The 23558-nt window shown below is 39.6% G+C and carries 20 protein-coding genes; 10 read left to right on the forward strand and 10 right to left on the reverse strand.

Features of this window, described 5'->3' with window-relative positions; translation table 11 throughout:
- Positions 1–49 precede the first annotated feature (49 nt).
- The gene (locus tag AC27JP_RS10905; protein ID WP_487114923.1) at positions 50–2080 is read right to left on the reverse strand and encodes a methyl-accepting chemotaxis protein; all 2031 of its coding nucleotides are present in this window, start codon (positions 2078–2080) and stop codon (positions 50–52) included.
- 416 nt (positions 2081–2496) lie between these two features.
- Between AC27JP_RS10905 and AC27JP_RS10910 the strand changes: the two genes are divergently transcribed.
- The 3 genes from AC27JP_RS10910 (at position 2497) to AC27JP_RS10920 (ending at position 5788) form a co-directional block, all read left to right on the forward strand.
- Positions 2497–3549 (forward strand): hypothetical protein, encoded by a 1053-nt coding sequence (locus tag AC27JP_RS10910; protein WP_487114925.1) that lies wholly within the window; start codon positions 2497–2499, stop codon positions 3547–3549.
- A gap of 25 nt (positions 3550–3574) precedes the next feature.
- The gene (locus AC27JP_RS10915; RefSeq protein WP_487114927.1) at positions 3575–4627 is read left to right on the forward strand and encodes a hypothetical protein; all 1053 of its coding nucleotides are present in this window, start codon (positions 3575–3577) and stop codon (positions 4625–4627) included.
- A 102-nt stretch (positions 4628–4729) separates the two neighbouring features.
- A complete protein-coding gene (locus tag AC27JP_RS10920; protein ID WP_487114929.1) occupies positions 4730–5788 on the forward strand; it encodes a hypothetical protein in 1059 nt (352 codons plus the stop codon).
- Between the two features lie 97 nt (positions 5789–5885).
- Here AC27JP_RS10920 and AC27JP_RS10925 read toward each other — a convergent pair whose 3' ends face one another.
- Entirely contained in the window at positions 5886–6365 is a 480-nt protein-coding gene (locus AC27JP_RS10925; RefSeq protein ID WP_487114931.1) for an acyl-CoA thioesterase, read from the reverse strand.
- A 162-nt stretch (positions 6366–6527) separates the two neighbouring features.
- Positions 6528–7595 carry a porin gene (locus AC27JP_RS10930; RefSeq protein ID WP_487114933.1) on the reverse strand — a complete coding sequence of 356 codons (1068 nt, stop codon included), beginning with the start codon at positions 7593–7595 and terminating at the stop codon, positions 6528–6530.
- 505 nt (positions 7596–8100) lie between these two features.
- Here AC27JP_RS10930 and AC27JP_RS10935 point away from each other — a divergent pair.
- The gene (locus AC27JP_RS10935; protein WP_487114935.1) at positions 8101–8811 is read left to right on the forward strand and encodes a TSUP family transporter; all 711 of its coding nucleotides are present in this window, start codon (positions 8101–8103) and stop codon (positions 8809–8811) included.
- Between the two features lie 66 nt (positions 8812–8877).
- On the opposite strand, the gene AC27JP_RS10940 is transcribed toward AC27JP_RS10935, so the two are convergent.
- The 5 genes from AC27JP_RS10940 to AC27JP_RS10960 form a co-directional block, all read right to left on the reverse strand.
- On the reverse strand, positions 8878–10158 hold the full coding sequence (locus AC27JP_RS10940; RefSeq protein WP_487114937.1) for an MFS transporter: 1281 nt from the start codon (positions 10156–10158) through the stop codon (positions 8878–8880).
- Between the two features lie 89 nt (positions 10159–10247).
- The gene (locus AC27JP_RS10945) at positions 10248–10622 is read right to left on the reverse strand and encodes a RidA family protein (RefSeq protein ID WP_487114939.1); all 375 of its coding nucleotides are present in this window, start codon (positions 10620–10622) and stop codon (positions 10248–10250) included.
- A 150-nt stretch (positions 10623–10772) separates the two neighbouring features.
- Entirely contained in the window at positions 10773–12332 is a 1560-nt protein-coding gene (locus AC27JP_RS10950) for a BCCT family transporter (protein ID WP_487114941.1), read from the reverse strand.
- Positions 12333–12411: 79 nt separating this feature from the next.
- A complete protein-coding gene (locus AC27JP_RS10955; protein ID WP_487114943.1) occupies positions 12412–13410 on the reverse strand; it encodes a membrane dipeptidase in 999 nt (332 codons plus the stop codon).
- Between the two features lie 14 nt (positions 13411–13424).
- Positions 13425–14867 carry an aldehyde dehydrogenase family protein gene (locus AC27JP_RS10960; RefSeq protein WP_487114945.1) on the reverse strand — a complete coding sequence of 481 codons (1443 nt, stop codon included), beginning with the start codon at positions 14865–14867 and terminating at the stop codon, positions 13425–13427.
- A gap of 90 nt (positions 14868–14957) precedes the next feature.
- On the opposite strand from AC27JP_RS10960, the gene AC27JP_RS10965 reads away from it, so the two are divergent.
- On the forward strand, positions 14958–15872 hold the full coding sequence (locus AC27JP_RS10965) for a LysR family transcriptional regulator (protein ID WP_487114947.1): 915 nt from the start codon (positions 14958–14960) through the stop codon (positions 15870–15872).
- Positions 15873–16120: 248 nt separating this feature from the next.
- Here AC27JP_RS10965 and AC27JP_RS10970 read toward each other — a convergent pair whose 3' ends face one another.
- Positions 16121–16303 (reverse strand): hypothetical protein, encoded by a 183-nt coding sequence (locus AC27JP_RS10970; RefSeq protein WP_487114949.1) that lies wholly within the window; start codon positions 16301–16303, stop codon positions 16121–16123.
- A 357-nt stretch (positions 16304–16660) separates the two neighbouring features.
- Between AC27JP_RS10970 and AC27JP_RS10975 the strand changes: the two genes are divergently transcribed.
- From AC27JP_RS10975 to AC27JP_RS10995, 5 genes are all read left to right on the forward strand, one after another.
- Entirely contained in the window at positions 16661–18370 is a 1710-nt protein-coding gene (locus tag AC27JP_RS10975; RefSeq protein WP_487114951.1) for a hypothetical protein, read from the forward strand.
- Between the two features lie 10 nt (positions 18371–18380).
- A complete protein-coding gene (locus AC27JP_RS10980; RefSeq protein WP_487114953.1) occupies positions 18381–19118 on the forward strand; it encodes a DUF3726 domain-containing protein in 738 nt (245 codons plus the stop codon).
- Positions 19119–19207: 89 nt separating this feature from the next.
- Positions 19208–19996, forward strand: a complete 789-nt coding sequence (fdhD, locus tag AC27JP_RS10985; RefSeq protein ID WP_487114955.1) for a formate dehydrogenase accessory sulfurtransferase FdhD — start codon at positions 19208–19210, stop codon at positions 19994–19996.
- A gap of 12 nt (positions 19997–20008) precedes the next feature.
- Positions 20009–22288, forward strand: a complete 2280-nt coding sequence (locus AC27JP_RS10990) for an FdhF/YdeP family oxidoreductase (RefSeq protein WP_487114957.1) — start codon at positions 20009–20011, stop codon at positions 22286–22288.
- Positions 22289–22443: 155 nt separating this feature from the next.
- Positions 22444–22845, forward strand: coding sequence for a YkgJ family cysteine cluster protein (locus tag AC27JP_RS10995; RefSeq protein WP_487114959.1), 402 nt, complete (start codon positions 22444–22446; stop codon positions 22843–22845).
- Positions 22846–22926: 81 nt separating this feature from the next.
- Here AC27JP_RS10995 and AC27JP_RS11000 read toward each other — a convergent pair whose 3' ends face one another.
- Complete coding sequence (locus AC27JP_RS11000) at positions 22927–23463, reverse strand: SRPBCC family protein (RefSeq protein WP_487114961.1); 537 nt, start codon at positions 23461–23463, stop codon at positions 22927–22929.
- Between the last annotated feature and the right edge of the window lie 95 nt (positions 23464–23558).

Here is a 23558-nt window from a genome sequence, read left to right on the forward strand (position 1 = left end):
AAGACAAACAAAAGCCCCAATTACAACGAGTAATTAGGGCTTTTCTTTTTTAAAGCTTAAATCGTGCGACTGAGTCTGTTAACGAATCAGCCAATTTGTTTACGTCTTCACTACGGTTTGATAAAGCTTTTGATTCCGCCGCGTTGTGAGTTGCTGCTTTTGATGCTTCACTCATAGTCGCTTCAATATCTTGGCTAAAGCCAAGTTGCTCATTAGAAGCAATACTGATGCTTTTACTCATTTCATCTATGGTGTGCAACGCACTTTCAATTTGCTTTATAGCATGACTCAACTCTTGGCTTTGTGAGACACATTCTGCGGCCTGATTTTGCCCTTGTGAAATCGCTATTTCAGCCGTTTGCGTCTCTTTTTGCAATGAATCTATCATAAGCTGAATTTCAGCAGTCGATGCTTGTGTACGTGATGCGAGTGATCTTACTTCATCAGCAACAACCGCAAAGCCTCGACCATGCTCTCCTGCCCTTGCCGCTTCAATTGCGGCATTTAGTGCCAGTAAGTTGGTTTGATCGGCAATACTGCCAATAGTATCCAAAATCCCCCCAATACTATCGCTGTGTTTACTCAGCCTCGCCATCACATCAACCGACTCACTCAAACGTTCAGACAGTGATACGATGCGGTTACTATTATCATCAGCAATAGAGCGCACTTCATAGCTATGTTTTGATGCTTCAGAAACATTATTTGCCGTCAGGTTTGCTTCATCAGTAACACTGGATGAACTAGCGAACATTTTTTCTGCAATTTCCTTGGCACCATTTACGCGAGTTATTTGCGCCGATGTTGATTCGGCAATACGATGACTTTGCTCATTAGTGATTTTTGCCGACTCATCAAGTGAATAAGCATTTTGACTAATGTTCTTCATTAATGAGGTTAAATCGTCACTGAGTTTATTAATGTTATTAAATAGATCACCAAATTCGTCTTGGTTTTCAATTACCAATCTTTGCGTTAAGTCTCCTTGAGCAATTAGTGCTAAAGATTTATTGGCATTAGCTAAAGGGCCTAACATTGCGCGAGTGGTGATAACACCGATAAATGCGGCCAAAGCCACAAATATCACCGCCATATAAATGGCAAGATCTTCTCCGGTGGCAACTTTATCTTTAGTGGTTAACTGCAACTCATTAAAGCGTGCTTCTGCTAGAGATAGCAGTAACGTTAGCTGTTGGTAGGTGGCATTAAAGCTATTAACAGAATTATTGTAAGCGGTATTTGCGTTAATCGCGTCATCAAGTGCTTGTTGTTTTTGTTGATAAAGTTTTCCTGGCTCCACTAATAATTCATTTAATACTGAAAATTGCAACTCAAAGTCATCAAGCAGTGACTTGTCATCAATACTCTCAAACAGTCTTTGCATAAAATCAAAGTTGTTTTTGGCATTAGCCACTAAAAATCCCACATCTTCTTTATGTTGAGCAAGCAGAGCAAGCTCAGGCACTTGCTTTAAACCCGACATGGTATTTTGTAAGGTATACAACATATCGTCGATGCGAGCACCGTTGCCAACAATGTCGACTAATAGTTGTGCGTTATCTATTTCTAGTAGTTCAAGATCAAGCATGTCATTACTTGCTTGATCACGACTAGCAATAAATTCCTGATAACTGCTGACAAATGCTTCATTAGCGAAAGCAACATTCTTCTTCGCTAAATAAAACTGCTCACTTTGACTCACATATTCTTGATAATGAGTTTGAGCTTGTTTTAGAGCTTGCAACATTTTTGGCTGATCCATCACCTTACTGCGTAACACGGCAACCGCTGATTGAAATTCTTGATTTAATCTTGCGTATTCTTGTTCACTGTTCACTAAGTCAGGTGTGCTTTGCTGAGTAAAGCCAAGCGCGCCAACTTTAATCATATTCAGTAACTTTATTTGCAAAGCACTGCTCTGCTTCTGTACAGGCACTGCCAATAACTCTACATTGCTGTTGGCCGTACTAATTTGCGTTAATGAATTATAAAAAAATATGCTTCCTGCAACTAATAAAACCCCTATCGTGCTAAACCCCATTATTATTTTTTGTTTTATTGTTAATGGTAGGTTGTACATAGACACCTCTGGAATAAATAAATTCTCTTGCTTATGCAAGTCAGTTTCAATCGCTTAGATTGATAAATGATTATAAAACGCAAAATTTAAATGTAAACAGTGGTCAAACCACATATAACATTCAGCCTAGTTAATTATCATCTAATTTATAATTTTCAATATAACACTGGTTCTTCATCAGTCATTAACACACCCAACACTTAATTAACGTTATTTTAACATCCGACTTCCCCTTAGCCCTTACTAGACAAGACTATAATTTATGTTTATTTCTACCATTTAACATATAAATAGCCTGTAATTGGATAATAAATGAGCGCTACTCTATTATCATTTTAACTGGTCGAACGTCCGATCAGTAAAATAACCACAATAAAAACATGACGTAATAAATATAAAAATATTTGGGGAAAAATATGAATGCAATTAAAAGTGTAGCCGCTATTCTCGGCTTCTGCTTAACACTGTGCTCGACTAACGCTCACAGCAAAGAGTACAAAATAGTGCTTATCCATGGCTTTCAGCCACAACAATTAATCTCTGATGGTGACGTTACCGCAAGCGGCCAAAACTACTGGCAAGGCTACTGGAACAACTTAAGTGATGCTCGTATTGACTGGCCTTCATATGAGCGAATTGAAGGCAAAATAGCGTCGGATTATGTTTGGCCAAAATTAAAATCATTTTCAGAAAGCAACTTTTGCGATCCGGGCTGCATATTCGTTACGCACTCTACTGGTGATTTAGTGGCTCGATATATTATTGATAATCAAGAAACTTGGCTGGAAAATGCAGGATTATCGCCGCTTAACATTGTCGCAACCTTCGATATTGCCGGCGCTGGCGGCGGTAGTGAACTTGCCGATTTAGCAGTAAGTGTCGCTCAAGGTACCGAAAGTTGGACCTTTATCATAGAAGCAGCTTTAGAAGCTTGGTTAGGTGGCGACCTTAGCGACGAAATGGGCGTATTGCATGACTTAAAAGTTAACAACGCAAGACAGCTCGCCCCTTTACCTGATGCACGCATCCCTCGTTTACGTTTTATTGGTGATGCCAGTGAATATTTAGGCGTGACTAGCCCGTTTATTCAGGGCCACGATGATGGTGTTGTTGGCAGCCACTCCGCATGTGGTGGCAATCGACAAGGGCACTACGGCAGCTGTAGCGCACAAGTGGCTTTCAACGGCAAGCTATCTAGCCAAAGCAATGCAGTTTCCGGTTTTATGCCTTATCATTATCCAATGCTTATGGGTGAAGACTACAGCCATGGCTCATTACTAGAGCCGGAACAAGAAGGCAAAGTTACCGCAGCAAGCAATCAACAAGAGCTGTTATCTGGTGAGAGCATCCAGTTTGATACTTACACAAAAACCTCCGGCTGGTGGTTGTGGAAAAGTAACTACCTTTACGTACAAAACTCAGATAATGACAGTATGTCAGCACTGATTTATGACGCAATTCCTAATTAAATAAACTAGCAAAGTATTAAGAGTTATGAAAAACAACCCATTTTTAAAGCGAATAGTGGCAATGAGTATTGTTGTTGTCACTGTTTGGCTTTTTTGGCCATCCATGCCACAACATCAAGTAATGGAAAGCAAAGTAGCGATAAAAAAGCCAATGCTAAAAACTAATATTAGCCAAACTCAAGCTGTTAACGAAAGTAATCGTATTGTTATAACGTCGACAAATATTACCTCAAATGACTCAGCAACATTGGTCGCTAAAGCGTATGCCGGCGAATTAAACTTTCCAGCTTATTCACAACCGCTAAGCCGTAATGATTTCGATCGTTTAAATCCAAATCACTTCAACCCACAATCTATCCCGATTGACGACGAAGGTACTAGTATCACTGCTGAACTTTCAAAATATCGTTACACCTACCCTGAACCCATTTTGGCAACACTAAGCGGCGAAAACATTGCAAATGCCGAATTGCAACTCGTCGATATAGCTACTGGGAAGTCACTGCTGACTAGAAAATTTCAACAAGATGAAAACAACTGGTATGTGCAACTTGATGGAGAACGTGACTTTCCAGACCAATTACAAGCAACTGTAAAAGCAAACGTTAACAACAAGAATATTAGCATCGCCCTGTCACTAAAATATGTCGATTCTGTTGCGACACTGAAAAGTTTTGAATCAGCGGTTAGCCATGATGCCGATATGTTAATAAAAGCGAATATCACCACTAGAGAGCAAGGCCTATATCGCATACGGGCAAATTTATTTGACGCTGCTCACCAACCCATTGCTCATCTGGTTAGTAAAGCAAAGCTGAGTAAAGGCAATACTGATATTGATTTAAAGGCACATCAATCTGTGCTTCAAGGCAAACAACAACCCTTTTATTTATCTACTTTTTCAATCGAATTAATGTCACCGGCGCCAGGTAAACCGACAAAGTATGGCAATAGTGCTATCAATCAATATGAAATAAATAATTTTGCTATATCGAGCTTAAGTGATGTACCTTATCAACCAACAGTGCAAGAGCAACAACGCTTGTTACTGCTGCAGAACATGGCCCAAGGACGATAAATATATACCTTAACTATATTGATATAAAAGTAATTTAAAGGAATTTTTCCAAGGTAGATTACTACGTTCTGTAAACTAAGCACTTTAAATAAGGGCTATTTATTGTTTACAAAAGTTAACTTAATATTTACCGCTTTATTATTGGCTTATTCAGCTTATGCAACGGAGCGGCCAAGTAAAGCACAATTGGCTTCTATACTTATGGAAGCTGAAGATTACTTGCTGGTAAAACCTTCAAAATCACTAGCGATATTAACTACAAATACTAATTTATCACCGTTATCTGATTCTCAATTTCTTCGCTGGCATATCGCTATAATACGTGCGTCAGTTTCATTAAATCGCTTGTCCATTATGGAGCGATCAATTCAAAAGCTAATAGAGCATAGGTCCTCTGCTGAATTTAATCGTCGGCTGGTACCGATATTAAGTAGTATTGGCATTTGGTTACGAAAATCAGGTTATTTGTCGCAGGCGAAGTTGGCACTAACCTGTGCACTCACCCACAACAAAATTGAAGAAAATAAAGTAAAACTACTGACAAGCCTTGCTATCGTTTCACGACACTTAAATCAAAATGACTATGCGGTAGAAACCTACAACTTAGCAAAACATATTGCTCAAGATAGAAAATTAACACCTTCATTAGCAACCATTGAAAATAACCTTGGCGTTATTGCTTTAGAAAATGACGATGTTATTAAGGCAGAGCATCACTTTCGCACAGCTTTAGCCATGTATCAAGAGAACTCAATTCGCTCTGGCAATATCATTAGTGGTATAAACCTACTACAAACTTTCTTAATTCAATATCAGCAAGTCAATTATCAAAGATTATCCCCTTCCATTGCTCGACTTACTGACGCTTTCCCTAATGAATCAAGGCAAAGTACTTTGTTTTGGCTAAATACTGTATTTAACGCAAGGCAAGGAATGAAGCTTAGTGAAGAAATCAAAACACAGCTTACAACAAGTTTTAATAAGATTAGCGATCGAAAATTAAAGTTTTCATTAAAAAAACACTTTGCCGACGAACTGAAAATAAAAGTCGACTTGCCGAATAAAGCTCATCACGAAAAACTGCCTCCGCTATGGTTTGAAGAAATTACTCAATGTGATTGGGAAAAACTAAAATCATTTAAATTGGAAGATTTGAAATAAGCTGTGATTGATTAAATGCTATGTTCTCCCCTTGTAATGATCTGAATGCATATGGATATATTGATAAAAATTTAATATAGAGATATTTAAAACAGAACTAATTATCGACATAAACTTGCATCTCTTCACCTATTTTTTTTCTCATTTCCATTAATTTAACTGCCGTTTCGTGTTGTTTCTTATCTTTTTCAGTTTCTGGTACCCATTGCGCCACTCGCTCCGGTTGTCCGTTTTGATCGACAGCCACCATAATAACAATGCAATGTGTTGTTAAGCGTCGATTTAGTGACTTTGGGTCACAGGCATTAACTTCGAGCGCTATATGCATTGAAGATTTGCCGGTAAAAATCACTTTCGCTTCTACTTCAACTAAGCTACCGACATGTATCGGGGCAACAAATCGAATTCCCCCAGCATAGGCTGTGACGCAATAGCGGCCACTCCAGCCAGCGGCACAAGCATATGCAGCCAAATCAATCCACTTCATTACTGCGCCACCATGAACTTTGCCACCAAAATTCACATCTTGTGTTTCAGCTAAGAACCTTAACGTAATATCTCTTTGACTATTTGACATCGTTTTCTCACAGAACTTAAACAGGTAAATAATTATATTTGCGATTGGAAACTTGTTGCAGGCCATCCGTGGCGAAACATGGACGTTCTCGCTGCAAAAACTCAGCCTTCACGCTGCATACTTCAGTAGCGAGAAATATGAATTTTTGTGCATTATCTGTATTTAGAAATTAAGTTTGTAACCAACAAGGAACTTATCTTCAGCTTCATATACATCTTCGGCTTCATCACTCCAAGCACTATATTCAACATAGAAGCTACCAAGCTTATGATTATAAATTGCATCAAGAATAATTTGGCTACTGTCTACCGTCAGTCCGCTTGCTGAATCCATAGAAACCCATGCATATTTAGCCTGAAATTGTATGTTATCCATTTTATATCCACCATAGATCTCATAAACATTTTCATCCACAATCTCACCACTTGGATTTAGACCTTCATAAAAACGTAAATCACTTGAGTCTTGGTAATGCGCAGCAAGACTTACATTGCCATGGTTGTATGCAAGCTGAAATGAATCAACCACATGGTCACCTTCAAATGCTGTTACCTCAAATCGTGACGCTGATACGGTAAAATCATTAACAACATATTTAGCTGCCACATTATAACCGACTAGATTTTCATTCTCTGTCCCAGCAGCATCAGACTTTACGTCACCATTATTTAATATTGCCATCGCCGAAATTTGAAAGCCGCCCATCTCTGGAGTTGTGTAGGTTACTGCACGATCGGGTCGAAGATATTCGATATAATGCCCATTACCTTGAGCATCTTTGCCGAAAAGCCCGTAACGACTCGTATGACAAATAACACCCGCAGCTTCATGGGTACAACCAGCAGATTCATCAATATCAGAGAATATATCAATCGCGTTATCGGTAAAATTCCATGCCGGTGAATATTGCTTGCCGATTAAAACGGAGCCAAAATCACCTTCTAATCCAACATTAGCAAGACGAGCACGTTGGTCATTACCAGCAAACGAACCGTCATCAGTAAAAAGTCGAAATTCAAAGTTGTAGGTCGCTTTAACGCCATCAAGTATTTCAGCTGATCCATAAGCACCGAGACGAGAATAATTATCTTTATACTCAATTTCGCCTTTGTTCGTGTCTTCCAATTGAACTCTAATGCTACCGTACCAATTAAATAAATCATTATTTGCTTGTGCCATTGTAGGTACAATTAAAGCGGCAGCTATGGCCAATTTAGTGCTTAGTTTCATGTTAATTTCCCCTATCATATTGATGAATCATGTTTATTATTTTGTAGAATCTATTTTTAATCTTTTAACAGGGTTGGGACTGAATCGATTAATAAACACATTCTTATTTTGTACGAAAATAATACTAAGGAGGTGTTTACAAATATTGAAGTCAATTAACTTAATCAGTTAATAAGGGAATCTTATACCTAGTGAAATAAACCGTTAACTTTTCAACTTATAAGCTTGTTCTAGCTAGTAATTTTACATATTCCGATGATTGGCCTTTGTTGCAAATTTCACTTATTTAATCTGAAATAAATAGCCAATAATGATAACTACTGTTTCTCTTTTTATTTAGTCACAAAAATTATCAGTGAAATTGATTAATATCACTTATCAAACAATAACTTAATTTAATTAGAGCAGAAGTATATAAACATGAATAATAGTGCTTTTAAGATGTTTGTTTTGCGCGTAACAAATTATTGAGCAGAAAAACCTATTTATGTTTTACGAATCTTCAATGCTAATAATAGCTTTGTTAGCGATAACTTCCGGCGCTGCTTTGCAGAGCATGGCTGGCTTTGGTTTAGCAGTGATTGCTTCTCCAATATTGCTGCTAATCAACCCAAGCTTATTGCCAGCCCCAATGCTAATACTTGGGTGTTTGTTGTCACTTTTAAACTGCATTCGTTATCGACATCAACTTAGTTTTGTTAATATCCAAGGGGCACTACTTGCAAGGATCCCTGGCTCAATTTTAGGCGTGTTTTTATTATTGCTTTTACCACCTGTATTTCTCGCTGTCAGCTTTTCGCTATTTATTATACTGTCGGTTTTGCTTACGTATCACCATATAAGCATTAGTAATTCAACACGAAATTTAGCTTGGGCAGGTTTTTTTTCTGGTTTGATGGCAACCACCACATCTGTTGGCGGTCCGCCAATCGCCATCACTTACCAGAATAGTAATTTAGAAACGGCAAGAGCAGAATTATCTTTATATTTTCTATTGGGGACGCTGCTGTCTTTAGCATTATTATTGTTGTCGGGAAATATTAGCGACTTCCAACTACAGCTCACCTTGCCGTTAACGCCAGCAATATTTATTGGTTTTGCTGTATCGCTATATCTAGATAAGTATTTTGTACAAGATTATTTAAAGCCAGTAGTTGCGTTATTGTCTTTAAGCTCATGTGGCTTAATACTGCTAAAAGCGATGAATGAGCTCTAAGCAGTACAAGTAGTATTAATGGCTTTGACTGAAGATTTAAAACGGATAGATAACTTTATTGATACTTCATCGTTTAGGTGAGTTTTCATCGTCGGCGCTCGTAGGGGAATGTGTCACACTGCAAGCTGTTCTAGGGTCAAGCTCAACGGCAGACACAATGACACTGCCTTGCATAACAAAACTCTCTTGCTCTGTGACAGGTAGCGCCGAGCGTACCATCATTCTAAAAATAACAAAACAAGCTAACAAACATTGAATCAAAGCAAGAAGATAGAACAAGGCTGAGCCACCAAACTTATCCATAACAAGCGAGGTAGAATAAGGCCCAATAATTCCACCTAAGGCAAATGCCAATATCATTGAACTCATTGCGGACACCATTTCATCTTGGCGTAACTTATCAAAAGCTTCAGAAATACTTAATGGGTAGCTACAAGCAATTATACCGCAGGTAATTGCTGTCGCTAAAAACACTCCCCAAGTTATCGCAAGTGATGCAAATACTGTCACAGCAATACATGCACATGAGGATATTATTAATAGCACAAACAATACCGAGCGTCGGTCAAAGCGGTCAGACAAATAGCCAACAGGAAACTGTAATACAAAAGCCCCTAAAATAGCACTTCCCATATACAAGGATAATTGAAAACCAGCTATATCGAATTCTTTTGCGAATACCGGTAATAAGCTAAAAATGGCGGAATAGAGCATGCCAGATATCAAGCAACTAACAACGCCAAGCGGAGAGCGCCTATATAATGCCCTTAGCGGCATTGCATTAACTTTTTCAATTGTAGGTCCAACATGGCGACTGAGCACAACAGGAATAACCGCCACACACAGTAATATACCCGCGATAACAAACAGTTTATTGTCTTGGGCATAGCTGACATTCATAAAAAACTGGCCACCAAAAAGTCCTGCTAACATAACCGCATTGTATATTGCCAATACTTGCCCACGGTTTTCTTTAGTGGAACTGTCACCTAACCAACTTTCCATAGCGGTAAAAGCACAGGCGATACAAAAGCCCATGACTACACGCATGACTCCCCAAAGAAAAGCATCTGCATACAGGCTACAAATAAGTATGCTGACCGCTCCTAATGAAACACAGCCAGCAAACATACGAATATGCCCTGCCCGTGCTATTAGCCTAGTGCTATAAAGTGCACCAATAAGTAATCCAACATAATATAATGATAAAACGATACCGATTAACTCGATACTCATACCATCAACAGCCATTCTTACCGGCAATAGAACATTAATTAGGCCATTCCCTAGCAATAAAATAAAACAGCTAAGAAAAAGAGAAAACATTGAGATAAAAGTGTGACGCACAAAGTATTCCTATTGTCATTACCGATATGAAAAACAAAAAAGCCGACTAAATGTCAGCTTTTTATTTTTTTGAACATAATAAAAACTAACTAGGGTACTGCCGCGTAAGCCACTATTTCACACAGCATTTCTTCTCGTGCTAAGCCAGCAACAATCATTGCAGCTCTATTGGGATATGGTGCTTGAAAGTACTCTGCGTAAACTTTGTTAAATAATGGCAATTGATCTCTAGCCGTGACATAAATAAGCACTTGCGTAACATCATCCATAGTCAACTGTGCCGCTTCAATTGTATGTTTAAAGTTTTCCATAGTCTGACGTGCTTGTGCTTCGATGCCACCGTCTACCACTTTACCTTGAGCATCAATTGGTATTTGGGCTGTGGATAGAGTGCCATTAGCGATAACCGCCCATTCCAAAGGAGCCTTTGAAGCAAAAAGCTCTGTTTTAACTGGTACTTTCATTTTAATTTTCTCTATTAATTAGGTTTAAAATTGATAAATAGAAATTATGCAAACTGTTGGTTACAGCATGCATACATTCATTGTTATTAGAAGTTTGAATATCATGATAAGTTCATAAACTTAGTCGGCTTACCATGATATATGGGCCGTTTATAAGCCTTGCTCATCAGCCATTTTTCTAGCTATTTGAGGTGCATTCCATAATGAAGGAAGCAAGATAAAAGACACAGGCACTGCTGTTACCACAATAAATGACTGTAACGCCGATATACCACCTGCACCTATTGATATCAATATTGCAGCCATTACACCCATCATTATTCCCCAAAATACGCGTATTGAGCTTTGAGGAGAATCTGTGCCAGTCATGACCATGGACACCGAATATGTCATTGAATCACCAGTAGTTGCGACAAAAATAGTCGTCAATATTAAGAACAACACCGAGATGACTCCCCCCATCGGCAATTGTTCGGTAATAGCCAATAAAGCGGCAGGTAAGTTAAAACCGGTGAAAGGTTCTGATATAACCCCTGGATTCGCTAATTCAAATGCTAAACCGCTACCTCCAACAATAGTGAACCAAAAACAAGTAATGACAGGAGCAACAACAGAGATTAGTAAAATCATTTCTCGAATTGTTCGACCTCTTGAAATACGTGCAACAAACATTGCCATAAGTGGGCCATAACCTAGAAACCACCCCCAAAAGAAAACTGTCCACCAATCAAGCCAAGCCGGGTTAGAACGGAATGTTGCCATTGGAATGAATTGGTCGATATAAATACCAAAGGAGTGCAAATAACTATCAAAAATAAATGCTGTTGGTCCAAACAGTAATATAAAAGCCATTAATATCACCGCTAAAATAATATTAGCACGACTTAATATTTGAATACCTTTAGTAACACCGCTCACCGCTGACAAAGTATAAATACAAATTAAGCCAAACAATATAGCGACTTGCGTGGTATAGGTATCAGGTATACCAAATAATTTTTCTAATCCAAAACTTACTTGTAAGCCAAGAAATCCTATTGGACCAACAGTGCCAGCAACTACGGCTAATACACAGCACGAATCAACAATAGTACCAAACGCTCCTTTCATCACTTTATCGCCAAAAAGCGGGTAAAGTAAGGTACGCGGCTTTAACGGTAAGCCTTTTTCATAATGCAGATACATAAAAACAATACCCGTCAAACTACCTAGTATTGCCCAAGCTAAAAATCCCCAATGCATAAAGCTCTGCGCTAACGCATTATAAGCAGCGTCAGCTGTGCCAGAGTCACCACCAAATAGAGGAGGTGGAGAGGTAAAATGTGCCATTGGTTCAGCTGCTGCCCAGAACACACCGCCACCCGCAAGTAGCGTACACATAATGATAGAGACCCACTTAAATCTTGAGATTTCAGGAGACGTAATACCGCCCAACACCACAGAGCCTGTGCGACTAACCGCGAGAAAAATACCAATAACAAACGTCAGTAACAACAACACTTGCCAGTACGCGCCAAATAATTTAGTTGATGTCGCAAATGCTGAGTTTACCCAACCCGACATCATTTTTATGTCGTAAAGTGCCAAGATAGCAAACAGCACAAGTGCACCACCGCTAATCAAAAATACGGGAATATCGACACCCTGTAGAAATTTGATTTTGGGCATTGCAACCTCTCTACTTTCCGCAACCGTTTTAGAAGTATTCATTATAGTCTCCTGATGGTTCTCTTATAGTTATAGTTATATTTTCTAAAGTGCTAGCTTTTAGGACTAAACCTAGTGTGAATTAGCGCTTTAGCACCTGAGGTTTTAGACCTTTGTCTAGGAAGTTAAGCCAATTTAAGCCCATAACTTTAGCAATATCGTCTGCCTTAAAGCCTCTTTGTTGTAATCCTTGCGTAATATTTGGAAAATCACGACTGTCACGAAACCAAGACAGTGGCCTTGGCCAGTCTGCGTTTGCCTTCGAACCTTCACCATAATCCATGTCTTTTGACCAACGTCCGTTACGCATCCATTCAAGTACTGATAACGGTTGTTCCTGACATAAGTCAGTTCCTAAACCAATATTATCTATTCCCATTAAATCTGCAGTCGAAGCGACCATGTCGCAAAAGTCATCTAAAGTGCAGTCAGGCCCATTTTTTAAATGAAACGGGTACAAACTGAAACCTAACAATCCACCTGACTCACCCAGTGCTTTTAGCACAGCATCCGACTTATTGCGTTTAGCTGCATGAAAGCTGTTTGGGTTGGCATGTGAGATAACGATAGGACGCTCTGAAATGTCAATCGCTTCTAATGTGCTGCGTTCACCGCTATGGCTCATGTCAACCACCATGCCCACGCGATTCATTTCCTTTATGGCTTGTTTGCCAAAGCGAGTAACACCGCTATCTTCAGCTTCATAACAACCACAAGCTAATAAACTTTGATTGTTATAAGTAAGTTGCATAATCATCAAATTGAGTTCGCGCATAATCTCAATCATGGCAATATCGTCTTCAATAGGAGAACAATTTTGTGCACCAAACATGATACCAACCTTACCGAGTTGCTTAGCCAATCTAATGTCCGCAGCACTTTTAACCGGCATGATCAGATCCGCATTCATCTCAAAATGATGGTTCCACTCACCAATACGCAATAATGTTTCACGAATTTGTTCGTGATATACCACAGTGACGTGCACCATGGTAACGCCACCTTCTTTAAGCTGTTCAAAGATCGCTCTATTCCAATTTGAATATTGCAGCCCATCAATGACAATAAGATCGTTATGCATAGTAATCACCGAATTTATGAACGGATGTAAGTAGTTTTAACTACGGTGTAAAACTCTTTGGCATAGCTACCCATTTCACGAGAGCCAAAACTTGATTCTTTACGGCCACCAAATGGCACATGATAATCGGTTCCAGCTGTCGGCAAATTCACCATCACACAACCCGTTTTTGCATTACGTTTAAAATGCGTGGCATATTTAAGTGATTCGGTACAAATACCACCGGTTAAACCGTAATTTGTGTCATTAAGAGTATCTAACGCTTCGGTATAATCTTTTACTTTGATCACACAGGCTATTGGGGCAAAGGCTTCTTCGCGATTAATAGTCATATCATTTGTGGTATTGGTAAATAACGCTGGTGTTAAGTAGTAGCCATCGGTTTCTTCCGTCAGAACTTCACCACCTATCGCTAACGTGCCACCTTCTTTCTTCGCAATTTCGAGGTAGTTTAGGTTTTGTTCCATTTGGCGACCATCTGCGACGGCACCAATGTGCACACCTTCTTTTAGTGGGTGACCAACAACAAGTTGTTTCATACGAGCAATAACAGCATCAACAAATTTATCGTGGATACCTTCAGTGACAATTAAACGAGAAGAAGCAGTACATTTTTGGCCGGTACCAAAGAACGCACCACCAACAGCACATTCAACCGCATTATCTAAATCAGCATCATCTAAAACAATAAGCGCATTTTTACTGCCCATTTCTAGTTGACACTTCACAAGATTAACCGCTGTTGCTACCGCGACTTTACGGCCAGTTTCCAATGAACCTGTAAAAGTTAAGGCATTAATTTTTTTAGAATTAATTAGTGCATCACCCACTTCTGCACCAGGCCCCATAACTAGGTTAAAAGTACCTGCTGGTAAGCCTTGACGAGAAATGATTTCAGTGAGCGCCCACGCACTCGCAGGTACTTGGTTAGCCGGCTTAAAAATAACAGCATTACCGAAAGCAAGCGCAGGAGCTATTTTCCAAGCGGCTGTTGCCGTTGGGAAATTCCATGGGGTAATAATACCAACAACACCAGCGGGTTCTCTGCGGGTTTCAATTTCAACACCGGGTCTTACTGAATCAGCTGTTTCACCCATTTGACGCAATACTTCTGCTGCGTAGTAGTGAAAAAATTGCCCTGAACGATATATTTCACCTGCACCTTCAGGAAATGTTTTTCCTTCTTCACGCGCCAGTAATGTCCCTAACTCATCTTTACGTTCAATCAGTTCATCACCTATCGCCATTAGCACGGCATAACGTTGTTCTAAACCACTTTCTTGCCAAGCGAGCTGACCTGAAATTGCGGCATCTAATGCTTGTTCTAGTTGGTTTGTATCGGCTTGAGCGAACTGTCCAATAACATCGCTAGTGTCAGCTGGGCTAATATTAGTGAGTGAACTTACGCCTTCTACCCACTCACCATTGATGAAATTACAAAAAATTGATTCAGACATAAATACCTCCATAAAATAATTGAAGATATTATAGGTAGCATGTTTTAATAATAAAAATTAATAAATACTATCCCTTGATAAGGAATGCTTATGGCAATGCCAGAATTCAAAATTGCGCAATTACGACACTTTGTTTGGGTAGCAGAATTACGGGGTTTTCATAATGCCGCAGAAAAGGCCTGTCGTACTCAGCCGGCCATATCATTATCCATTAGAGATTTAGAAAATAAGCTGTCGACACCATTGTTTGAGAAACGCAATGCAAAAACTACGGTTACAGATCTAACCCCATTTGGCCGTTACTTTTTACCGAAAGCAAAAGAGTTAATTGCGCATCACGACAATGTTGCTCAAGACATGGCCCTAATGAGTGAACATAAAACTGGCCACTTGAGATTAGCGTCTGTTCCTTCAATTGCTTGTCACATGTTACCGGAATTATTAACTGAATTTGTTGCCGACTCCCCTGATTTGCATATTAGTTTCTTCGACGATAATTCCGAGGCAGTGTTACGTAAAGTAGAAAAGAAGCAAGTAGATATTGGCATTGCCAGCTTACCTCATGAACATGAGCATGCAGACATTAACTTCACACCGATTTGGCAAGATCAAATTGGTCTAGTGTGTCCAATCAACCACCCATTAGCCGAAGCAGAAGATATTCATTGGAAAGAGTTGCGCAAACATCGATTAATTAGAAACGGCACCTCTCGTTTACTTGAAGGTACAGAGGCAGAGCCTTTGCTCAAAGATTCACAATTTCTGATTTCTAACATGCTATCGTTAATAGCGATGATTGAAGTAGGGTTGGGCGTCACTACACTACCTTGGTTTGCTTTCCCAAAAGAAAATCATAAATTACGCTTTATTCCGATGACAACACCGAAAATTATTCGTCAAATAGGTATTGTGCGGCTAAACAACAAATCTTTATCGCCAGCAGCATCGGCATTGAATGAATTTATTTTAAAAAAAGCATCACTTGAAGAAAGCAGCGCAAAATAGTTCGCTGTGTATAGCGAATGAGTGCCTTATTAAGAAAAATACGTAGTTCGTTTATCACAGGTATTAAGGTTATGTTTAACTAACATAATCTTAACTATCCTGAGTTCTGGATAAGCAAAATGCTACAGCTGCGCTATTAAAGCCTACTTGAACGCCTTGAACTAGACATAAATACCACAACTGTAGATTGGCTGTTGATAATACTTTGAAATAGTTATTTCTTTCATTCTCATTATCCAGAGTTCAGGTTAATTATAACCACGAACATAACTTGAAGTAATGGCATCACCGTTGTTTTCTTCATTCAGCTGTGCGCTTGACGATATTTGTTCGGTTACTTGCTCACGGCACTGGTCAGTGCTGCTCAAGTTAACAATGGCAGTATCTTCAACTAAATACTGGCGTTGAACTGGGGAAATTAAAGTATTCATAATCGGTCTCATCTATGTGTTAAGAGTTCACAAAAACATAATAAGTAATCGTATTGAAAAGTAAAAATGAGTAACTTCTATCTTTTGATAAGAATTAATTATCTCAGCACTTGCTTTTCATCAACACCAATAAAATCCAACTTTTATACACCACGATAAATTTTACTTATCAGCTGATAGAGCTTTTTGATTTGTATATTACTAGCTCTTTAGCCAATGATATGTCCATACTCAAAGTAGGTAATTAAATCTATTTACCGAAATGTTCATTAAACAGAGGTCTGTGCTAATTTTCATCATAGAAATGAAGCCGGTTTATATAGCAGACAGCTAACAGGTACATAGAGGATAAGGAACATGACAACAGATGCAGCTATTCGCTCATCCTTGAGAGGGGAAAATGCCCTACCGCTTCGTGCGGCTAGTCAAGTAATGACATTAGAAAGACTCGGTGCACTCCATCAAAGTCGATTAAGCTTTATGCGCACAATAGTAAGACGGGTTTTTAAAGAACGTTGGAAAATTGAAGCGCGTATATTGGAGCTTGATAATCAAGGTTACGGTACCGTTGTTTATGAAATTAATGCGCCACATGGTGTGTTTAGCTTTGTTATATTTTCTGATTACTTATCACCTGATGAACGTAATGACCGAGTAATTGCCACTAAATGGGATCTTACAATGGCACTAGTCGAAGGCCAAGTGGACAACGACTATATTGAAATGCTTCGTCAAAATGTGCCAAAACAAGAAGCGGGTCGTGTTGATTCTCGGGTTTTCGTACTTTCACGTGCCAACCGCAGTGCGCGTAATTTTGATTACGTCGTCGAACAGCTAGCCAATGGTCAGCAACCTGATGTTAAAAAAATTGCTAATGTTGGTTACTTGTATCGTACAACTGCGGTTTATGGCAGTGGCAAATTAGGTATGGCTGATTGGGAAAAGATACGAGAAAAGCATCCCGACTTTGCTCGACCATTCGCAGGTGAAATGTTCGTTTGCTTAATGTTAAGAAACTTCAGCCTTTTTCAAGTAGAACACATCGCACGTCATCAATCTCCACAAACTTATCAACCAATGCGCGCTGATATTAAACGTTATTTTGGTATTGGCAACTCTACGGGGTTAGGTATGGCACCTTATTTGGTTAATCATCCATTATTAATTAACCAATGGGTAGAAATGCGAGAGTTAGCATTAGCGCGTGTACGTACATTAGGTGCGATTACTCCCCATATCAGCCAGCTATTTTCAGATCTTGTTGACCGCTGTGTTCTACATACTGAAGAAACAATGACCGAAGATGACTGGCAAACGAAAAATAACAAAGTCGTACTTGAAGACCTCGCTTCATTAAAGCAACACACACAAACCGGCCTTAGGTCATGGGACAACGTTATTCACTTTAGTGAGCAGCATTGTTCCTTGCAAGGTCAAGAAATGTTGGTGTCGATTATGTTAGAAATTTATCCTGAATTAGTCGATGAGCTAGAAAACTTCCATAGCGCGAATGAACAACTCGACTTAGACCCAGTTATGCCCATTCAGCAACTAAAAAGCATTATAGAAAACAAATATGACTGGGCACTCGCTTTAGATTTTGAGCAAGCAGGTGCGCGTGAAACCTATTGGTATCGCTCAGAAGAAAAAATGGAGCCACGCTTAGGCAGTGTTGCTGATATTGAAGGCAAAAAGAAACAAATGGCACTGGGTGTCGGTTATGCGGTGCGTAAATGTTATAACCAGCTCGTTGCCTACTTTACTGAAAATCCCAACCACACAACTGCACGATTTATGGTCGCTCACCCCAAACTAAGAGGTATTGTTCGCCGTATCCAAGGAATGGACCGTTGTGTATATGGCGACATTCAAGCCAATTTACTTGATAAAGACGTACTCCCTATGCATTTACTACGCGCAAAACTGGCATTTTTTGGTGTTAGTAAATTTGATCCTCGTTCACGCCTATGGGTACGAAACACTATGTTTCAGGGTGCTCCTTTGCTCGACGATATTGGTAAGCCATTTAACGATGACTGGTTTATGCCATTAGCACCAAAACAATAAGGAGAATCAAATGAATATTTCTATGAATGAACTTAAAGCGACATTGCGTCGTTGTTTTGAAGCCAGCGGCTACTTTGTTGGTAATTATGAAGATGCAGCGAATATGGTGCTATGGCTAGAAAAACATGGTTTAAATGGTTTAAAAGAACTAAAACAAGCACTGCCATACATTTATGAAGACCGAGATAAGCCCCTGAGTAATGTGGTATATGAAGATAGCACGTCAGCCACCATAGATGCGCATGATCGTAGCGCTTTAAATTGTATTGCGGCTGCCGTTGATTTGGCACACGCCAAAGCGTTAGAAAGCGGTATTGCAACGGTAACCGTACACAACTGCCACAATCGCATGTTTGTATTAAAGGCCTTAACTGATCGTGGTCGCAGTGGCATAAGCGCCGCAGCCTATTGGCAAAATGGCAGTAAAAAAGTCACAGAACATACTGCGGCAATTGGCTCCGGCCAACGTTACCCTAGTTACAGCGAAGGTACTACCAACCTAACTACGAATGAGAATGACAAACAAGCACTCACCATTATATGTAGCTCTCGTGTCGATATAACCTCATCACTACAAAATAACAAAAGTAGTTTTATTAGTTCCGCACAAATTGAAAAAAACAAAGAACATACCGTTGAACACGGTATCGAAATAGAGCCTGAAGTATGGGCTGAAGTTAATAACATTGCCGCGGGCGTTTTGGTTGAAAACACCGAAGCATCTAAAAAGGATGCGGGCGGGCGCTAACGTTATCGATAACCAGCCGTTAAGTTGTCGGCAGCAAAACCTTTACCGGCAACTCTCCCCTACAAACTTAAATTCAAGGTGTCATTACATTGCAAAAACATGCCAATGAATCAGTTTTTAGCACCAAAATCTCTATTCATCCATATAACAATAGCCTTTACAGCGCTCAGCTTATCGAAACGCCAGTTGCTGTTTGTATAAATGGTATTAGCCAAGCCGTTATGATGATATCTCCTCAAAATTTGGAAGATTTTGCTCTAGGTTTTGCGCTAAGTGAAGGGTTAATACAGTCACCAAAAGAAGTATTAGATATTGTTATTGACCGCCACAATGAAGGTTGGCAAATTGACCTAACAGTACTAGCGCGTGCCCATCATCAACTTCAATCGCGACGCCGTAATATGGCAGGACCAAGTGGCTGTGGACTTTGCGGCATTGATTCAATCAATATGGCGATGTGCCTACCAACGAAAATAAATCAATTTAGCGGTAATGATTTACCCTCAGAAACCACTATAATGCGGGCCAAAGATGCACTATTAGATTTACAAAAACAATATAACGGCAGCAAAGGCAATCATTGTGCGGGCTATTTTGACTTATCTGCAAATTCAATCGCCTACCGAGAAGACGTTGGCCGTCATTCTGCCTTAGATAAATTACTCGGTACTTTAGCTAAGTATAACTTCATAGCAACGAAAGGTTTTGCATTATTAAGCAGTCGCTGTAGCCATGACCTTATTGTTAAGTCAGCACGATTATCCTTACGTACACTTGTCACGCTTGCTCAACCTACAGACTTAGCCGTCAGTTCAGCACGTAATACAGGGTTAACACTATTTTGTTTTCAACATGGTCAATTGAAACGTTTCGCTTAAAAGAGAATTTACATGTCAAGGTCTACAAAAAAACCAAATACTTATTCCTCTCCTGCAGGTGGCTGGGGAGCACTTAAAAGCTCAGCTAAGCATCTTATTCGTAGTGAAAATGCCACTAAAAGTGTTAGAGCCTTGCTAAAAGCTAATCAACCAGGCGGCTTTGACTGCCCTGGTTGTGCCTGGGGTGATTCTGCAACAGCGGGAAAAATAGATTTTTGTGAGAATGGCATAAAGGCCATTGCGTGGGAAGCAACTAGCAAACGAGTAGATGCAGAGTTTTTTAAGCAACACTCATTAACTCAGCTAAAACAATGGGATGATCACACATTAGAAAAAAGCGGCCGCTTAACAGAGCCGATGTTCTTTGATGGCAAAAGTGATCACTACCAGCCTATTAGCTGGGATGATGCCTTCAAGATTATCGCCGACAACCTTAAACAATTACCTTCGCCAAATGACGCGTTATTGTACACTTCAGGCAGAGCCAGTAACGAAGCGGCTTATTTGTATCAGTTATTTGGACGAGTATTAGGTACCAATAACTTTCCAGATTGCTCAAATATGTGCCATGAAGCCTCTGGCGTAGGTATGACAAATAGTTTAGGAACCGGTAAAGGTACGGTGACGATGGAAGACTTCAATCAAGCCGATGCCATTTTTGTTTTTGGTCAAAACCCTGGTACTAATCATCCACGCATGCTTGCCACACTAAGAAAAGCCAGTAAACGTGGCACGACCATTGTTAGTATTAACAACCTGAAAGAGCGAGGGTTACAGCAATTCTCTGATCCGCAAAGCCCAAAAGAAATGATTTTTTTCACTGGTACTAAAATTAGCCAACACTATTTCACACCTCAATTAGGCGGTGATATGGCAATTTTACGTGGTGTGGCAAAATCTCTGCTTGAAAGGTTTGAAAACGACAAATCAATACTCGATAGTGCATTTATTAAGGATCATTGCCACAATTTTGAAGCATATCAACGCAGCGTTCACGCAAGCTCATGGGAAAAAATAACTAGTCAAAGCGGGCTTACGCGACAAGATATCGAGCAAATTACAGATATTTATGCCAGTAAGCAAAAAGTCATTTTTACCTGGGCGATGGGGATCACCCAACACAAACATTCAGTCGCAACCATTCAAGAACTGATCAACGTGCTATTACTAAGAGGCAACATCGGCAAAGCCGGTGCGGGCGCCTGCCCTGTTCGTGGCCATTCAAATGTACAAGGAAATCGCACCGTCGGTATCAACGAAAAACCTTCAATGGCATTTCTTGATGCTTTAGACAAGCACTATTCATTTAAATCCCCACGTACCCCTGGGCTGAATACTGTCGATTCACTTCAGGCTATGTTAGCGAATAAAGGGAAAGTATTTATTGCCTTAGGCGGTAACTTTGCAGCCGCAACTCCGGATACCCAACAAACTTACCATGCATTGCAGCAATGCGCATTAACAGTTCAAATAAGCACAAAGCTTAATCGAAGCCATGTCATTACAGGGCAACAAGCATTAATTTTACCCTGTTTAGGAAGAACTGAAATTGACCGACAAAAAGGTGAAAAGCAATGTATTACTGTTGAAGACTCTATGAGCATGGTACACAGCTCTGCTGGAAAGAACGAACCAGCATCAAATCAATTACGCTCTGAGCCTGCCATTGTCGCGGCTATGGCTTTGGCAGCGTTAGGAGATAAGGTCGTTAATTGGGGCAATTTAATGAATGATTATTCCTTAATTAGAGAAGACATTAGTGCCGTATCGCCAGAATTTTCTCAGTACAACCAAGGCATTAAATCGGATAGAGGCTTTTACTTAAATAATGCGGCAGCACAACGTAAGTGGCAAACAACGACGAAAAAAGCGACATTTTCTAATGCATCCTTGCCTGAAAAGCTCGCTCACGAAGTCGCCAAACAGTTTACCGACAAAGCAATATTAACCTTACAAACGCTGCGCTCTCACGACCAATATAACACTTCTATCTATGGCATGGACGATCGTTACCGAGGTATACATGGCGAACGAAAAGTTATTTTTGTTAATGCTAGCGACATGGAAAAACAGCAGCTGCACAATGGCGATAAAGTAAAAATAACCACATTATTTAATGACACTATTGAACGTTGTATCTCCGGCTTTAAAGTTGTTGAGTATGATATTCCTTCTGGCTGCACTGCAGCGTATTACCCGGAAACAAACCCTTTAGTGCCTTTAGAAAGTACCGCAGATGGTTGTGGTACACCCACCTATAAATCGATTGCAGTCACTTTGGAAAAGCTTTAGTCACGCTGACATGTATTTCGATTGTGTTTTCAATAACACTCCCTAAAACTTAAAGGTTGTGGCACTACTGCATGATTACTAGAAAATTTAAATTATCTTTTAAACTTTCTAGTAATCATGCAGTATGTCTTTGCCCCTTCACTAATTGGCGAACTATGAAAGATTGTAATCAATGCGGTAAATGTTGTATTAAATACGGAGGCGGTGATCTTTCTGCAACAAAAGAAGAAATTGATCTTTGGGAAATATTTAACCCAGAGATTTTTGACTTTGTTAAAGGTGACGATATATGGTTCGATCCCAATTCTGGTGTGAAGTTGAAAAGGTGCCCTTTTCTTGAAATAGCTCCGAAAGCAGATACTTACGCGCCAAATAAATATACCTGCAGTATTTATTTAAATAGGCCTGAAGACTGTCGTCACTACCCTAGCCTGATCTCTGAAATGATCAGAGATGAATGTGAAATGATTGAATCGATTGATTTAGCAAAGCCTAAACGAGCTCAAACAAGGTTAGATTCACTGATGAAAGGTAGCCGACCTTCTCGTACAAGTTAGAATGAAGTCGTACTCTAAATTGCACTATGCCAGCACCTTTCAAACATTAATCACGCTAGTGTAACATCCGATTTTTATAACTTACTGCGCTTCTAAAATCACTTTTAGATTATCTAGGCCTGTTTGTAAGTCATCACCAATGATTTGTTCGAAATCCATAAATAAAAACATAATATTCATCGGGTAGTCCATATGGCCGCTAAAACCCCACGTCACTTTCGTTTGGCTTTCCCTAACACTAGCTGTACTCATAAAGGCGGGCTCGTTAGCTTCAAAAGGTTTTAGAAAGCGCAATTCAAAATCAATACGTTCGCCCTCTTTTATCGCGATAATTTCTTGCTCCCCTGTTCCGACATCTGGGTTTTGAGAATCCCATGCAGCAACAAAACCGACTTCTCCATCAACTCCACGGTAACTTTTTTTCATATCAGGATCCATTTGTGCCCACTTGCTAAAATAATCCTGATTTTTAAGCATTTTTACATAGTTGAATACCACTGACTTTGGCTGATTGATAATAACTTCACGTTCAACATGGTAATTTTTTTCAATAAAAATAGCGGCGATTAATGGCGCAGCAATAATCACAGCAATAACAATCATTATTTTTTTAAACATATTCCCGACCTTTTATAGTTTTGTTTTAGCTTAAGTTTGACGCAACAAGGAGGAATTTTCAATTGTCCGAAAACAGCTTGACCAGTAATAAAACT

Source organism: Colwellia sp. SU-HH01172 (assembly GCF_057553355.1).

Coding starts and splice junctions, on each gene's coding strand:
- AC27JP_RS10990 (WP_487114957.1), top strand. CDS start 20,009: ATGTCAAGGTCTACAAAAAAACCAAATACTTATTCCTCTCCTGCAGGT.
- AC27JP_RS10955 (WP_487114943.1), bottom strand. CDS start 13,410: ATGCATAACGATCTTATTGTCATTGATGGGCTGCAATATTCAAATTGG.
- AC27JP_RS10910 (WP_487114925.1), top strand. CDS start 2,497: ATGAATGCAATTAAAAGTGTAGCCGCTATTCTCGGCTTCTGCTTAACA.
- AC27JP_RS10980 (WP_487114953.1), top strand. CDS start 18,381: ATGAATATTTCTATGAATGAACTTAAAGCGACATTGCGTCGTTGTTTT.
- AC27JP_RS10975 (WP_487114951.1), top strand. CDS start 16,661: ATGACAACAGATGCAGCTATTCGCTCATCCTTGAGAGGGGAAAATGCC.
- AC27JP_RS10930 (WP_487114933.1), bottom strand. CDS start 7,595: ATGAAACTAAGCACTAAATTGGCCATAGCTGCCGCTTTAATTGTACCT.
- AC27JP_RS10945 (WP_487114939.1), bottom strand. CDS start 10,622: ATGAAAGTACCAGTTAAAACAGAGCTTTTTGCTTCAAAGGCTCCTTTG.
- AC27JP_RS10960 (WP_487114945.1), bottom strand. CDS start 14,867: ATGTCTGAATCAATTTTTTGTAATTTCATCAATGGTGAGTGGGTAGAA.
- AC27JP_RS10965 (WP_487114947.1), top strand. CDS start 14,958: ATGGCAATGCCAGAATTCAAAATTGCGCAATTACGACACTTTGTTTGG.
- AC27JP_RS10925 (WP_487114931.1), bottom strand. CDS start 6,365: ATGTCAAATAGTCAAAGAGATATTACGTTAAGGTTCTTAGCTGAAACA.
- AC27JP_RS10935 (WP_487114935.1), top strand. CDS start 8,101: ATGCTAATAATAGCTTTGTTAGCGATAACTTCCGGCGCTGCTTTGCAG.
- AC27JP_RS10970 (WP_487114949.1), bottom strand. CDS start 16,303: ATGAATACTTTAATTTCCCCAGTTCAACGCCAGTATTTAGTTGAAGAT.
- AC27JP_RS10915 (WP_487114927.1), top strand. CDS start 3,575: ATGAAAAACAACCCATTTTTAAAGCGAATAGTGGCAATGAGTATTGTT.
- AC27JP_RS10995 (WP_487114959.1), top strand. CDS start 22,444: ATGAAAGATTGTAATCAATGCGGTAAATGTTGTATTAAATACGGAGGC.
- AC27JP_RS10950 (WP_487114941.1), bottom strand. CDS start 12,332: ATGAATACTTCTAAAACGGTTGCGGAAAGTAGAGAGGTTGCAATGCCC.
- AC27JP_RS10905 (WP_487114923.1), bottom strand. CDS start 2,080: ATGTACAACCTACCATTAACAATAAAACAAAAAATAATAATGGGGTTT.
- AC27JP_RS11000 (WP_487114961.1), bottom strand. CDS start 23,463: ATGTTTAAAAAAATAATGATTGTTATTGCTGTGATTATTGCTGCGCCA.